Source organism: Modestobacter excelsi, from assembly GCF_005930495.1.
GTDB classification, from domain to species: Bacteria; Actinomycetota; Actinomycetes; order Mycobacteriales; family Geodermatophilaceae; genus Modestobacter; species Modestobacter excelsi.
Map to the genome: position 1 here is coordinate 56,194 of NZ_SJEX01000008.1, position 13,906 is coordinate 70,099.

Consider the following 13,906-nt stretch of genomic DNA (forward strand, 5'->3'; position numbering starts at 1 on the left):
TGCATGAGCCCGGACGGCCGTCCGTGGTGGTCTCCGAGCACGCCACCCGTGGATCCTCCGCGGTGCCCCCCGGAGGCCTCGAGGTCAGCGCCGCCGGACGTGCCGGACGTCGCCCGACGCCAGCTCCACGACACCTGCGTCGGTGCGGACGACGAGCCGCCCGTCCCAGTCGACGGCCTCGGCGACGCCCTCGAGGGCCGAGCCGTCCGGCATCGTCACCGTGACGGTCACCCCGACCGTGCTGCACCAGGCGAGGTAGTCCTGCGCCAGGCCCGAGGAGACCGGGTCGCCGAGGACCTGCACCCATCGGGAGTACCGGCGCTCGAACGAGCCGAGGAACGCCTGCAGCACGCTCGCGCGGTCGACCGGCCCGCCCGCCACCAGTGCCAGCGACGTCCCGGTGTCCGGGAGCTCGTCCCGGCGGGTCGAGACGTTCAGCCCCACCCCCACCACGACGGCGGTGCCGGCGGTCTCGGCCAGGATCCCGGCCAGCTTGGTGCCGTCGGGAGCCAGCAGGTCGTTGGGCCACTTGAGCGAGGTGCGGACGCCGGTCACCTCCGACACCGCCTCGGCCAGCGCCACCCCGGTGAGCAGCGAGAGCCAGGCGCGGCGGGCGGCGGGCACGTCGGGGCGCAGCAGCAGCGAGACGGTGAGCCCGGCCCGGGGCGGGGAGGTCCAGCTGCGGTCCAGCCGGCCCCGCCCGGCCTGCTGGTGCTCCGCGACGAGCACCAGCCCCTCCGGCTCGTCGGCCGCGGCGCGGGCGACCAGTTCCGCGTTCGTCGACCCGATGGCCTCGACCACCTCGACGGCGCGCCACAACCCGCTGCCGGTCACCGCGGCGCTGAGCGCGACGCCGTCCAACGCCGGCCGGTCGGGTCGTGGCGAGTCGCTGTCGGTCACGTCACTACGCTACGGACCCGTGAGCGAGCATCGCAGCGAGCGCAGGAGCCGACAGATCGCGAGCATCGCAGCGAGCGCCAGCGAGCGAGGAGTGGAACGACCGCGAAGGCGACCCGTGACTGGGCGAGCGAGGAGCGGAACGAACCCCCGAGCGAAGCGAGGCATGTCGTCGTGAGCGCCGCCGAGCTCGAGAGCGCCGGGGAGCACGTCCCCGGCGAGATCGACATCCACACCACCGCCGGGAAGCTGGCCGACTTCGAGCGCCGGGTGCAGGAGGCCACGCACGCCGGCTCCGCACGCGCCGTGGACAAGCAGCACGCCGCGGGCAAGATGACCGCCCGGGAGCGGATCGAGGCGCTGCTGGACCCCGGCTCGTTCACCGAGCTGGATGAGTTCGCCCGGCACCGGTCCACCAACTTCGGCATGGACGCCCGGCGCCCGCCCGGGGACGGCGTGGTCACCGGCCACGGCACGGTCGATGGCCGCCCGGTGTGCGTCTTCTCCCAGGACGTGACCGTGTTCGGCGGCAGCCTCGGCGAGGTGTACGGGGAGAAGATCGTCAAGGTGCTGGACCTGGCGGTGCGCACCGGCTGCCCGATCATCGGCATCAACGAGGGCGGTGGCGCCCGGATCCAGGAGGGCGTGGTCTCCCTCGGCCTCTACGCGGAGATCTTCCGGCGCAACGTGCACGCCTCCGGCGTCATCCCGCAGATCTCCCTGGTGATGGGCGCCGCGGCCGGCGGGCACGTCTACTCCCCCGCCCTCACCGACTTCATCGTCATGGTCGACCAGACCAGCCAGATGTTCATCACCGGCCCCGACGTGGTCAAGACCGTCACCGGTGAGGACGTCACCCTCGAAGAACTGGGCGGGGCGCGCACCCACAACACCAAGTCCGGGGTCGCGCACTACCTGGCCGCCGACGAGACCGACGCCCTGGACTACGTCAAAGCGCTGCTGTCCTACCTGCCCAGCAACAACCTGGACCCGCTGCCGGTCATCGAGACCGCACCGGTGGACATCGGCCTGCCCGAGGCGGTCACCGAGGCAGACCGGGAGCTGGACACGTTCATCCCCGACTCGCCCAACACCCCCTACGACATGCACACCGTGATCACCTCCGTGCTCGACGACGGGGAGTTCTGCGAGGTGCAGGCGCTGTTCGGGCCCAACATCGTGGTCGGCTTCGGCCGGGTCGAGGGCCGCCCCGTGGGTGTGGTGGCCAACCAGCCCACCCAGTTCGCCGGCACCCTGGACATCGACGCCAGCGAGAAGGCCGCCCGGTTCGTGCGCACCTGCGACGCCTTCAACATCCCGGTGCTCACCTTCGTCGACGTCCCCGGCTTCCTGCCCGGCACCTCCCAGGAGTGGGACGGCATCATCCGCCGCGGCGCGAAGCTGATCTACGCCTACGCCGAGGCCACCGTCCCGCTGATCACCGTGATCACCCGCAAGGCCTACGGCGGCGCCTACGACGTGATGGGCTCCAAGCACCTGGGCGCCGACGTCAACCTGGCCTGGCCCACCGCCCAGATCGCCGTCATCGGCGCCCAGGGCGCGGTCGGCATCCTCTACCGCAAGGAACTCGCCGCCGCCGCCGACCCCGAGGCCCTGCGCACCGAGCTGATCGGCGAGTACGAGGACACCCTCGCCAACCCCTACATCGCCGCCGACCGCGGCTACGTCGACGCGGTCATCCCGCCCTCCCACACCCGGATCCACATCGTCCGGGCGCTCCGGCTGCTGGCCAACAAGCGCCAGACCCTGCCGCCCAAGAAGCACGGGAACATCCCGCTGTGACATCGCGATCCTCCGGACCGCACCGCGGCCAGGAGCCGTCCCCGGCCACCGCTGAGCCGCTCGGTCGCTCGATCGCGGGACCCTCCGGGCCCCACTCCTCACGACAGGACGACGAGCTGGTCCCCCCTCTCCTGCGGGTGGTGAAGGGCGAGCCCACCGCCGACGAGCTCGCCGCACTCACCGTCGTCCTCGCCGCGCTGTCCCAGCAGCGCCGGCCCCGCCGTCGGCCGACCCCGGTCGGTGCCTGGGCTTCTCGTGCGGACGTCGTCCGGACCCCGCTCCAGCCCGGCCCCGGTGGCTGGCGCGCCGCGGGACGGTTCGCATGAGCGACGTCCGCCGGCTGGTGCTGGCCTCGCAGTCGCCGGCCCGGCTGCAGTTGATGCGCCAGGCCGGGCTCGACCCGGACGTCGTGATCAGCGGCGTCGACGAGAGCACCGTGCGGGCCCCCCGGGTGGCCGAGCTGGTCGCCCTGCTCGCCGCCGCCAAGGCCACCGCGGTCGCCGGCCAGGAGACCGACGCGCTCGTCGTCGCGGCGGACTCGCTGCTGGAGTTCCGCGGCCAGGCGATGGGCAAGCCGGCCGACGTCGCCGAGGCCCGGCTCCGCTGGGAGCGGATGCGCGGCCGCAGCGGTGTGCTGCACACCGGCCAGGCGGTCTTCGACGTGCGGGACGGCGCGGTGACCCAGCGGGACGTCGGCGTCGCCTCCACCGTCGTCCACTTCGACTCCCCCACCGCGGCGGAGCTGGAGGCCTACCTGGCCAGCGGTGAGCCGCTGGCCGTGGCCGGCGCGTTCACCCTCGACGGCCTGGGGGCACCGTTCGTCCGCCGCATCGAGGGCGACCCGTCGGCGGTCATCGGCCTGTCCCTGCCCCTGCTGCGCACCCAGCTGTCGAAGCTCGGTACGTCACTGGTCGACCTCTGGCCCCATTGACCACGCCCCGGCTGGACCGGCCCTGACCCCCGTGTGAGCGTCGGTCGGGACCACGGGGGAGTTGTCGTTGAAGCGTCGTGCGAGGGCACTGCTGTGCCTGCTGACCGGACTGGTCGCCGTCCTCGGGCCGGTCTCGGCCGCCCGGGCGGACCAGTGGCAGGACCGGGTCTGGGCCGGCAGCGGCTACGCCGCCGGCGCGGGGAGCACGGTCGAGATCGCGATGCTGGACCGGCGCACCGGGCTGTACCGCGACAACGGCGCCGCCGCGCACACCCGGATCGAGTCGGCCTCGGTGATGAAGCTGTTCATCGCCGAGAACCTGCTGCACCGGCGCGACCTCGGGCAGATCCGGCTGTCCGCGACGGACATGGCCGACATGTCGCGGATGCTCCGCGAGTCCTACGACGCCGCGGCCAACCGGTTCTGGAGCGGCTACGGCACCAACGCGATCGTCAGCGACGTCATCGGCCGGTACGGCCTGACCGAGACCGGCCTGACCAGCAACGTCCGCTACTGGGGCAACACGCTGATCACCGCCCACGACATGGTGGTCTTCTACCAGCGGCTGATGGACGGCTCCGGCGGCCTGTCCGCCTCCTCCCGCACCTGGATCGTGGACCAGCTGCGGCAGTCGACCGAGCAGGGCGACGGTGGCCGGCAGTTCTTCGGGCTGCACGACGGCTTGCCGCTCGAGCAGGTGATCGCCCAGAAGCAGGGCTGGATCTGCTGCGTCAACGGCAACGCCTACCGGCACTCCACCGGCCTGGTGGGCCCGGACAGCCGCTACGTCCTCGTCGCGCTCAGCCGGCCACCGGGACGGCGGTGGTGACCCTGACCGGCGCCGGCGAGCTGCGGGCCCCTTCACCGGCCAGTGCTCCTCCACCGCGGGCGGCACCCGGCTGGAGGGTTCCGCAGACACCGCGACGATCCGGCTCGACGTCACCCCCGCCGGTGCCCACCTCGCGCTCGACGACGTGGGGTTGTCGGCCACCTCCGACGTCGCGACCGGGCGGTACGACGTCTCCGGGCGGCACCTCTCCCTCGCCGCCCTCCTCGTCCACGACGGCCGGTCGACCGGTTCGGTCGAACTGGAGATCGACTGCGGCGGCTGAGCTGCCCGCCCTGCGCGGGCAGGCGCCGACCGCGCTGGCTAGAGTCCGGGCGTCCGCTCGAAGGGAGTTCGTCGGTGCAGAAGGTCCTGATCGCCAACCGCGGTGAGATCGCGGTGCGGGTCGCGCGCGCCTGCCGGGACGCGGGGCTGACCAGCGTCGCCGTCTACGCCGAGACCGACCGGGACGCCCTGCACGTGCGCGCCGCCGACGAGGCCTTCGCCCTGGGCGGCACCACGCCCGGGGACTCCTACCTGGTCATCGACAAGATCATCGACGCCGCCCGGGCCTCGGGCGCGGACGCGGTGCACCCCGGCTACGGCTTCCTGAGCGAGAACGCCGAGTTCGCCTCCGCCGTGATCGACGCCGGGCTGACCTGGATCGGCCCCTCCCCCCAGGCGATCATCGACCTGGGTGACAAGGTCGCCGCCCGGCACATCGCCACCAAGGTGGGCGCGCCGCTGGTGCCCGGCACCACCGACCCGGTCGCCGATGCCGACGAGGTCGTCGCCTTCGCCCGCGAGCACGGGCTGCCGGTGGCGATCAAGGCGGCGTTCGGCGGCGGCGGTCGCGGGCTGAAGGTGGCCCGCACGATGGAGGAGATCCCCGAGCTGTTCGACTCCGCCGTCCGCGAGGCGGTGTCGGCCTTCGGCCGCGGCGAGTGCTTCGTCGAACGCTTCCTGGACAAGCCCCGCCACGTCGAGGCCCAGGTGCTCGCCGACACCCACGGCACCGTCATCGTCGTCGGCACCCGGGACTGCTCGCTGCAGCGGCGCAACCAGAAGCTGGTGGAGGAGGCCCCCGCGCCGTTCCTCACCGACTCCCAGCGCGAGCGGATCCACTCCTCGGCCAAGGCCATCTGCGCCGAGGCCGGCTACGTCGGCGCGGGCACCGTGGAGTACCTGGTCGGCACCGACGGGTCGATCTCCTTCCTGGAGGTCAACACCCGGCTGCAGGTCGAGCACCCGGTCAGCGAGGAGACCTCCGGCATCGACCTGGTGCGCCAGCAGTTCCGGATCGCCGACGGTCTGCCGCTGGAGATCACCGCCGACCCGACCCCGCGCGGGCACAGCATCGAGTTCCGGATCAACGCCGAGGACGCCGGCCGCAACTTCATGCCCGCCCCCGGCCCGGTCACGAAGCTGGAGATCCCCCAGGGACCCGGCGTGCGCTGGGACTCCGGGGTGGAGACCGGCGGCGAGGTCGCCGGCGCGTTCGACTCCATGCTGGCCAAGCTGATCATCACCGGCGCCACCCGCACCGAGACGCTGCAGCGGGCCCGCCGCGCGCTGGCCGAACTGGTCGTCGAGGGCATGCCCACCGTCGTCCCGTTCCACCGCGCCGTCGTCTCCGACGAGGCGTTCACCAGCGAACCGTTCAGCGTGCACACCCGCTGGATCGAGACCGAGTGGGACAACCGGGTCACCCCCTACGGCCCGGCCGCCGAGAGCGACGAGGCCGAGCCGCGGCAGACCGTCGTCGTCGAGGTGGGCGGCCGCCGGCTCGAGGTGTCCCTGCCCGCCGGGCTCACCGCCGGCGGACCGGCCCCCGCCGCCAACGGGGCCGCCAAGCCGCGCAAGCGCGCCGGCGGGCACGGCGGGACGGCCGCCTCCGGGGACTCCCTCACCGCGCCCATGCAGGGCACCATCGTCAAGGTCGCCGTCGCCGACGGCGCCACCGTCGCCGCCGGCGACCTCATCGTCGTGCTCGAGGCGATGAAGATGGAACAGCCCATCACCGCCCACAAGTCCGGCACCATCGTGGGCCTGTCCGCCGAGGTCGGCGCCAGCGTCACCAGCGGCGCCGTCCTCTGCACCATCACCGACGCCGCGGAGCAGCCTGCCGGGTGACCGACGCGGCGGTCAGTAGGCGACCCGGACCTCGTTGGTGGCCGCGACGTAGCTGAGGATCCCGCCCTGGAAACGCTGGGCGGTCCCCCCGGGCACCGCGCGCTCCTCCTCGACCGGGTAGCCCAGCCGGCCGTTCTCCCAGCCCAGGGAGCCCCAACGGTCACGGGTGTACCGGTTGGTCAGGGTGTGCGCGCCGCTGGCCGGCGACCAGTAGGCCGAGCCCTTCTGGAACACCTGGAAGCAGCCGCCGTCACGCAGCCCGCACACCTCATCGGCGGTCGGGTAGCCCAACGGGCCGTTCTCCCAGCCCGAGGCGCCCCACCGGTCGCGCAGCGCCCCCTTCACGATCGCAGCGGGTGACCCGGAACTGGTGTACACCGACCCGCCCTGGAACTGCTGGAAGCAGCCACCGCCGGTCAGCCCGCAGATCGTGTCACCCGTCGGGTAGCCCAACGTCCCGGTCTCCCAGCGCGTCGCCGCCCACCGGTCCCGGACCGCCCCCGACAGCACCAGCCGCGCACCGGTGGAGGTCGACCGGTAGACCGCGCCCCTCTGGAAGACCTGGAAGCAGCCGCCGTCACGCAGCCCGCACACCTGGTCGGCGGTCGGGTAGCCCAGCGGGCCGTTCTCCCAGCCCGAGGCGCCCCACCGGTCGCGAAGCGCGCCCTTCACGATCGCAGCGGGTGACCCGGAACTGGTGTACACCGACCCGCCCTGGAACTGCTGGAAGCAGCCTCCGCCGGTCAGCCCGCAGATCGTGTCACCCGTCGGGTAGCCCAGCGTCCCGGTCTCCCAGCGCGTCGCTGCCCACCGGTCCCGGACCGGTCCCGACAGCACCAGCCGCGCGCCCGTGCCCGGCGACCAGTAGACGACCCCGCGTTCGAAGGCCTGGAAGCAGCCACCGCCCGTCAGGCCGCAGGTCTCCTCGCCGACCGGGTAGCCCAGCGGCCCGGCCTGGTGGCCGGATGCGGCCCACCGGTCCCGGATCGAGCCCCACACCACCCGGGCTCCGCCGGCCGTGCTGCTGTAGACCGACCCGAACTGGAATGCCTGCGAGCAGCCGCCGCCGGCGAGCCCGCACACGGTGTCGCCCACCGGGTAGCCCAGCGCCCCGTTCTCCCAGCGCGTCGCCGCCCACCGGTCCCGGACCGGTCCGGACAGCACCAGCCGCGCGTCCGTGCCCGGCGACCAGTAGACGGCACCGCGCTCGAACGTCTGGAAGCAGCCACCGCTCCTGAGCCCGCACACCCTCGGCGCGGTGGACGCGCCGAGCGGTCCGGCCGAGCCACCACTGGCGGCCCAGGCCTGGCCGATCGGGTCGGTGGACCGCGGCACGGCCGGGGGGCTGGGCGTGCTGGCCGGGCCGGTGCCCGCCGCGTTGGTCGCGGTGACGGTGAAGGTGTACGCCGTGCCGTTGGCCAGCCCGGTCACCGACCCGAAGGTGTCCCCCGTCGTCCTCGTCGCCCCACCCGGGGACGCCGTGATGGTGTACCGGGTGACGGGGCTGCCGTTGCCGTCCGCCGGCGTCCACTGCAGGGCCACGCTGCCGTCGTTGGGCGTCGCCGCGACCGGGCCCGGGGCCCCGGGCACCCCGAAGGGCACCGCGTGCGCCGCGGCGCTGGTGGGCCCGGTGCCCGCGGCGCTGGTCGCCGTGACCGTGAGCGTGTACCAGGTGCCGTTGGTCAACCCGGTCAGCGTCGCCGTCGTCGCGCCGGTCGTGGTCGCCGTCGCCCCACCCGGGGACGCGGTCACCGTGTAGCCGGTGACCGGGCTGCCGTTGGCGGTCGCCGCGGTCCAGGACACGGTCGCGCTGCGGTCGCCGCCGACGGCGGTCACGCCGGTCGGTGCGGCCGGGGGCGAGGCGCCGTCCGGGGTGAGGGTCACGGTCGACGTCGGGCCGGACTGCCCCCAGGCGTCGACGACGGCGACCGCGTAGGTGCGGGTCACGCCCACCGGGGCGGAGAGCGTGGCCCCCGCGGTCCTCGGGCCGGCCACGACCGAGCCGCCCACGCTGACCGTGTAGGTGTACGCGGGGCCGGCGTCGTCCCAGCTGAGCAGCACACGGCCGCCGTCGGTCGTGCCGGTCAGCCCGGTCGGCGCCGCGGGCGGAGCGGGGCGGTTCGTGCCGGTGGTGATCGCGTTGGAGGCGGCCGACGCGCGCCCCAGGTCGTCGACGCCGCGCAGCTGCCACCGCGTCTCGTAGGCCGGCATCGCGCCGAGGGTCAGGCCGAAGGTCTGCGGCGAGCCGGTGAGCGGGAGGGCGTAGGTCCCGACGCTGACGCCGTCCTGGAGCAGCGAGTAGCGCGACGCGACCGGGCCGCTCACCGACGCGGTGACGTCCAGGACGGCGCTGCTGCCGGAGGTGCGCAGCATGGCCGCCTGCAGGGTCGGGGTGGCCGGGGCCCCGGCGCCGACGGACGCCAGCGCGGGGAGGCTGCGTGCGCCGCCGTCCGGTTGCACGTCGACCGCGACCTGGGTGCCGTCGGTCAGCCCGGTCACCCGGGCGCTGGTCCCCGGCACGGTGGCCCGGACGACGCCGTCCACCCGCACCGTGTACTGGGTGGCCCCGGCGACCGCGGGCCAGGAGACGTCGACGGTCCCCGCGGACGGCGTGACGGTGGGCGCGGTCCCGGCCCGGTCGGCGGCGGCGAAGGCGGCCGGCACGTCGAGCCGGCCGGCGCCGTGACCCCGGTCCCAGGTGCCGCCGCTGTCCGCGCCGGCCTGCAGCGCAGCCTGCACCTGCGCGGGGCTGATCCCCGGGTGCCCGGCGCGGAGGAGGGCGACCGCCCCGGCCACGGCCGGACCGGAGAACGACGTCCCGGACCCGCTCAGGTAGCCGCCCCGGCCCGGCAGCAGGACGTTCTCGCCGACGGCGGAGACGTCGACCTGCCAGCCGTGCTGCGCCCACGGCGCCGGGTCGGCGTAGGGCGTGGTGGCCGAGACCGCGACGACCCCCTCGAGGGCGGCCGGGTACATCACCGCGTTGCCGGTCTGCCCGTCGTTGCCGGCGGAGGCGACCACCGAGATGCCCTTGTCCAGCGCGTAGCGGACGGCGGCGGCGGTGACGTCGGAGTACCCGCCGGACAGGGACATGTTGATGACGTCCGCGCCGTGGTCGGCGGCCCAGAGGACGCCGCGGGCGACGGCGGCCGACGGGCACGTCGCGCTGCTGCAGACCCGCACGGGCAGGAGCCGGGCCTCCGGCGCCATCCCGGCGCTGCCCTCGTCGTTCCCGGCGCGCGCGGCGATGACCCCGGCCACGCCCGTGCCGTGCCACTCGTCGGGATCGGTGGCCAGCCCCGTGGTGTCGGTGCCGGGGAGGGCCGCGCCGACGAGGTCGGGGTGGCTGCTGTCGACCGCGGTGTCCAGCACGGCCACCACCTGGCCGGCGCCGCGCGTGCGGGACCAGACGTCGAGGACGTGGCTCATCGCCTGCGGGTCGTCGGCCGACCAGAGGGGGTCGGTGCCCGCGTCGAGCCGGTAGTCGACCGCGGCGTCGGCCGCGACGACGTCGGCCCGGTCCTCCAGCGTCTCCTCGGTCGCCGCCGCCCGGTCCCGGGGCGCGGTGACGGTGTCGACGACGTACTCGCCGTCGACGACGGTGAGCACGTCGATGGTGACCTGCTCGCCGTCGGCGGCCGACGCGGACGGGGCGCCCGCCACGCAGGTGAGCACGCCGAGGAACGAGCCGGCCAGCGCGACGGAGAGCCGGCGCAAGGGGTGATGCTGCACATCGGTGTCATCGGCAACCTGCTGCCGCGACCGGATCCCCCGATCGCGTGTCGCCCGGCCGGGGTGCCCGCTCCCCCTGCCTCAGCCCCGCCGTGCGCAGGTCAGCTGTGCTCGTCCTCGATGCCCATGAGCCGGCGGCCGGCCTCGGTGATCGAGCCGGACAGCGACGGGTAGATCGCGAAGGTCTGCGCCAGGTCACCCGCCGTGAGCCCCTTGGTGACCGCCAGCGCGATCGGCAGGATCAGCTCCGACGCCCCGGGGGCCACCACGACACCGCCGATGACGACATCGGTCGAGCGCCGGGCGTACAGCTTCACGAAGCCGGAGTGCAGGTCGCCCATCTTGGCCCGCGCGTTGGTGGCCAGCGGCAGCTGGATGACCTCGACGTCCGCCCCCTCGGTGAGCGACTTCTCCTGCACGCCGACGGTGGCGATCTCCGGGTGGGTGAAGACGTTGGCCGCGACCGTCTTGAGCCGGATCGGCGCCACCGCCTCCCCGAGTGCGTGCCACATCGCGATGCGGCCCTGCATCGCCGCGACCGAGGCGAGCTGGAAGACGCCGGTCACGTCACCGGCGGCGTAGATCCCCGGGGTGGTGGTGCGGGAGACCCGGTCGACCACGATGTGCCCGGCCTCGGTCACCTCGACGCCGCACGCCGCCAGGTTCAGGCCGTCGGTGTTCGGGACGGTGCCCACGGTCATCAGCGCGTGCGAGCCCTCGACGACGCGGCCGTCGGTCAGCTCGACCCGGACGCCCTTCTCGGTGCGCAGCACCTTCTCGGCCCGGCCGCGCTCGGCGATCCGCCCGCCGCGGGACTGGAAGACCTCCTCGACGACGGCCGCCGCGTCGGCGTCCTCACCGGGCAGCACCTGGTCGCGGGAGGAGACCAGGGTCACCGGGACGCCGGCCTCGAGGTAGCCGGAGGCGAACTCGGCGCCGGTCACGCCCGACCCCACGACGACCAGGTGGTCGGGCAGCTCGTCGAGGTCGTAGACGTCCCGCCAGGACAGGATCCGCTCGCCGTCCGGCTCGGCGCCGGGCAGCACCCGGGGGTCGGCGCCGGTGGCGATGAGGACGACGTCGCCCTCCAGCTCCTCGACCACCGTGCCCGCCCGGTCGAGCACCTCGACGCGGTGCGCGACCAGGCCGCGCTCGTCGTCGGAGAGCCGGCCCTGGCCGTTGACCAGCCGGACGCCCTCGGACTCCAGCCGGGCGTGGATGTCGGCGGACTGGGCCACCGCCAGGCCCTTGATCCGCTGGTTGACCGCCGCCAGGTCCAGGCCCACGGTGCCCAGGTCGGTGCCGCGCAGCCCCAGGACGGCGGAGTCGCGGACCGCGGTCATCGCGCCCGCGGCGGCGATGAAGGTCTTGGACGGGACGCAGTCGGTGAGCACGCTGGCGCCCCCGACGCCGTCGCGTTCGATCACGGTGACGTCCGCACCGAGCTGGGCGGCGACGAGCGCGGCCTCGTAGCCGGCCGGGCCACCGCCGATGATGACGATGCGGGTCATGAGTGCTGGTCTCCAGTCTGGGTCGACGATCCGGGCCCATTGTCCCCGCTGCCCGCGACCGACGCCGGGAGGCCTCGGCCCCGCGCGCTCGCTATCGTCAGTGGGATGGCCCTCTACGCCGCGTACGGGTCGAACATGGACCCCGCGCAGATGCTGCAGCGCTGCCCGTCGTCCCCGTTCTCCGGCACCGGCTGGATCCCGGGCTGGCGACTGACCTTCGGCGGGGAGGAGTACGGCTGGGAGGGCGCGCTGCCCACCCTGGTCCCGGCCGAGGGTGCCGGGTCGGGTGGGGAGGACGCCGGCGTCTTCGTCGCCCTCTACGACCTCACCGAGGCCGACGAGTCGGCGCTGGACGCCTGGGAGGGCGTCGACCACGGCCTGTACCGCAAGGTGCGGCTGCGGGTGCACACCCTGGCGGGGGACGTGGTGGCCTTCGCCTACGCCCTCGACGCCTTCGAGGGCGGGCTGCCCGCGGCCCGCCACCTGGGCGCCATCGCCGACGCGGCCGAGGCCGCCGGTGCGCCCGCCGACTACCTGCTGGAGCTCCGCCGCCGCGACTGCCGCTCCACCAGCATCTGACGCCCCACCCGTCGCGGGGGTCCTCCGCGCGCGGCGGGACGCCGCCCCGTCCCGGTTACCCTCGAGCCGCCTCCGGTTCCCCCTCAGCCAGTCAGAGGATCAACGTGTACACACTCGTGCTGCTCAACGGCGGCAGTGGACGGCGGATGGGTGCCCCGCAGCCCAAGCAGTTCATCAAGGTGAACGGCATCCCGATCCTGGTCTACTCGCTGGTGGCCGCGGACGCCGTGCCGGAGATCGACCAGATCGTGCTGAACTACCCGGAGGGCTGGCGCGACGACGTCGCGGCCCTGGTCCACGACTACGCGATCCGCACCCGGGTGGACCTCGTCCCCGCCGGGGAGACGCGGCAGGCGTCGGTGGCCGCCGCGCTGGACGTGTGCACGAACGACGACGTGGTGCTGCACGAGGCCGCCCGCCCGCTGGTCCGGTCCGCCGACTTCGCCCGGCTGATCGCCGCGCCGGGGCGGAACGTGAGCTACATGGCCCCCCTCACCTTCACCGTGGCGCCGGTCGACCCGGCGACGCACACGGTCACCGGCTACCTGGACCGCGACCGGCTGCGCAACGTCCAGCTGCCGCAGAAGTTCAGCCTCGCCGACCTGAAGAAGGGCCACGAGTTCGCCGCCGGCCAGGACGTCGTCTTCACCGAGGACGCGACCCTGCTCGCCGCCGCCGGGCTGGCGGTCCACTTCGTGGACGGCGCGGACACCAACATCAAGGTCACCACCCCCACGGACATCCACCTGGCCGTCTCCCTGCTGCACGGCCAGGCAGACGATGAGTGACCGCCGGGGCACCGTGCTCGTCACCGGCGGGTCACGGGGCATCGGCCTGGCGACGGCCGAGCGCTTCGCCCGCCGGGACGACGTCGAGCAGGTCGTCCTCGTCGCCCGGGACTCCCCCGCCTTCGACGCCGCGATCGCCCACCTGACCGAGGTCGCGTCCCCCTCGGTCAAGGTGTGGCCCTACCGGCTGGACCTGGCCGACCGGGCCGGCGTCCTGGACCTCGTCGACCTCGTCCACGCCACCCACGGGAACGTCGACGTGCTGGTCAACAACGCCGGCTACACCAAGCCCGAGCCCGTCCACCAGATCGACTTCGCCGAGTTCGAGCGCACGATGGCGGTCAACCTGTACGCCCCGTTCAGCGTCATCCAGGGCCTGCTGCACGCCGGCAACCGGTTCAGCCTGGTCGTGAACATCGCCTCGACCGCCGGTCTGCACGGCCGGTCGGGCTGGCTGACCTACTCCGCGTCCAAGGCAGCCGTGATCAACATGAGCGAGGTGCTGCGCGAGGAGCTGGCGATCTTCGGCACGCGCGTCGTGTGCATCTCCCCCGGCCGCACCGCGACCGACCTGCGCCGCACGCTGGCGCCCGAGGAGGACCCGAGCACCATCATGCAGCCCGAGGACGTCGCCGCGGTCATCGAGATGCTCAGCACGGACGTCGGCCGGTTCGTGGACAGCGCCAACCTCGTCGTGCGGCAGTGA

Annotated in this window: 12 protein-coding genes; 9 read left to right on the forward strand and 3 right to left on the reverse strand. The window is 74.1% G+C overall.

Annotated features, from left to right (window positions below):
* Window positions 1-84 precede the first annotated feature (84 nt).
* Window positions 85-900: a biotin--[acetyl-CoA-carboxylase] ligase gene (locus FHL80_RS04890; protein WP_138732337.1), complete on the reverse strand. Its 816-nt coding sequence runs from the start codon at window positions 898-900 to the stop codon at window positions 85-87.
* A gap of 171 nt (window positions 901-1,071) precedes the next feature.
* Between FHL80_RS04890 and FHL80_RS04895 the strand changes: the two genes are divergently transcribed.
* The 6 genes from FHL80_RS04895 to FHL80_RS04915 all read left to right on the forward strand — a co-directional run bounded on the left by FHL80_RS04895 (window position 1,072) and on the right by FHL80_RS04915 (window position 6,590).
* Window positions 1,072-2,700, forward strand: a complete 1,629-nt coding sequence (locus FHL80_RS04895; protein WP_138732338.1) for an acyl-CoA carboxylase subunit beta — start codon at window positions 1,072-1,074, stop codon at window positions 2,698-2,700.
* Window positions 2,701-2,837: 137 nt separating this feature from the next.
* A complete protein-coding gene (locus FHL80_RS04900; protein WP_281283431.1) occupies window positions 2,838-3,026 on the forward strand; it encodes an acyl-CoA carboxylase subunit epsilon in 189 nt (62 codons plus the stop codon).
* Window positions 3,023-3,631: a Maf family protein gene (locus FHL80_RS04905; RefSeq protein ID WP_138732339.1), complete on the forward strand. Its 609-nt coding sequence runs from the start codon at window positions 3,023-3,025 to the stop codon at window positions 3,629-3,631. The genes FHL80_RS04900 and FHL80_RS04905 overlap by 4 nt, the downstream gene beginning before the upstream one ends.
* Before the next feature lie 67 nt (window positions 3,632-3,698).
* The gene (locus tag FHL80_RS04910) at window positions 3,699-4,460 is read left to right on the forward strand and encodes a serine hydrolase (protein WP_138732340.1); all 762 of its coding nucleotides are present in this window, start codon (window positions 3,699-3,701) and stop codon (window positions 4,458-4,460) included.
* A gap of 145 nt (window positions 4,461-4,605) precedes the next feature.
* A complete protein-coding gene (locus FHL80_RS25225; protein ID WP_216870428.1) occupies window positions 4,606-4,743 on the forward strand; it encodes a hypothetical protein in 138 nt (45 codons plus the stop codon).
* A gap of 74 nt (window positions 4,744-4,817) precedes the next feature.
* Window positions 4,818-6,590: an acetyl/propionyl/methylcrotonyl-CoA carboxylase subunit alpha gene (locus FHL80_RS04915; protein WP_138732341.1), complete on the forward strand. Its 1,773-nt coding sequence runs from the start codon at window positions 4,818-4,820 to the stop codon at window positions 6,588-6,590.
* A gap of 12 nt (window positions 6,591-6,602) precedes the next feature.
* Here FHL80_RS04915 and FHL80_RS04920 read toward each other — a convergent pair whose 3' ends face one another.
* On the reverse strand, window positions 6,603-10,307 hold the full coding sequence (locus FHL80_RS04920; RefSeq protein WP_138732342.1) for a S8 family serine peptidase: 3,705 nt from the start codon (window positions 10,305-10,307) through the stop codon (window positions 6,603-6,605).
* 116 nt (window positions 10,308-10,423) lie between these two features.
* Window positions 10,424-11,833 carry an NAD(P)H-quinone dehydrogenase gene (locus FHL80_RS04925; protein WP_138732343.1) on the reverse strand — a complete coding sequence of 470 codons (1,410 nt, stop codon included), beginning with the start codon at window positions 11,831-11,833 and terminating at the stop codon, window positions 10,424-10,426.
* Window positions 11,834-11,938: 105 nt separating this feature from the next.
* On the opposite strand from FHL80_RS04925, the gene FHL80_RS04930 reads away from it, so the two are divergent.
* The 3 genes from FHL80_RS04930 to FHL80_RS04940 all read left to right on the forward strand — a co-directional run bounded on the left by FHL80_RS04930 (window position 11,939) and on the right by FHL80_RS04940 (window position 13,906).
* Window positions 11,939-12,412: a gamma-glutamylcyclotransferase family protein gene (locus FHL80_RS04930; protein ID WP_138732344.1), complete on the forward strand. Its 474-nt coding sequence runs from the start codon at window positions 11,939-11,941 to the stop codon at window positions 12,410-12,412.
* Between the two features lie 104 nt (window positions 12,413-12,516).
* Window positions 12,517-13,200, forward strand: a complete 684-nt coding sequence (locus FHL80_RS04935) for an IspD/TarI family cytidylyltransferase (protein WP_138732345.1) — start codon at window positions 12,517-12,519, stop codon at window positions 13,198-13,200.
* Window positions 13,193-13,906: an SDR family NAD(P)-dependent oxidoreductase gene (locus FHL80_RS04940; RefSeq protein ID WP_246078464.1), complete on the forward strand. Its 714-nt coding sequence runs from the start codon at window positions 13,193-13,195 to the stop codon at window positions 13,904-13,906. The genes FHL80_RS04935 and FHL80_RS04940 overlap by 8 nt, the downstream gene beginning before the upstream one ends.

Excerpts from the sequence above, each read along its gene's own strand:
- FHL80_RS04905 (WP_138732339.1), top strand. The coding sequence starts at position 3,023 with ATGAGCGACGTCCGCCGGCTGGTGCTGGCCTCGCAGTCGCCGGCCCGG.
- FHL80_RS04940 (WP_246078464.1), top strand. The coding sequence starts at position 13,193 with ATGAGTGACCGCCGGGGCACCGTGCTCGTCACCGGCGGGTCACGGGGC.
- FHL80_RS04925 (WP_138732343.1), bottom strand. The coding sequence starts at position 11,833 with ATGACCCGCATCGTCATCATCGGCGGTGGCCCGGCCGGCTACGAGGCC.
- FHL80_RS04930 (WP_138732344.1), top strand. The coding sequence starts at position 11,939 with ATGGCCCTCTACGCCGCGTACGGGTCGAACATGGACCCCGCGCAGATG.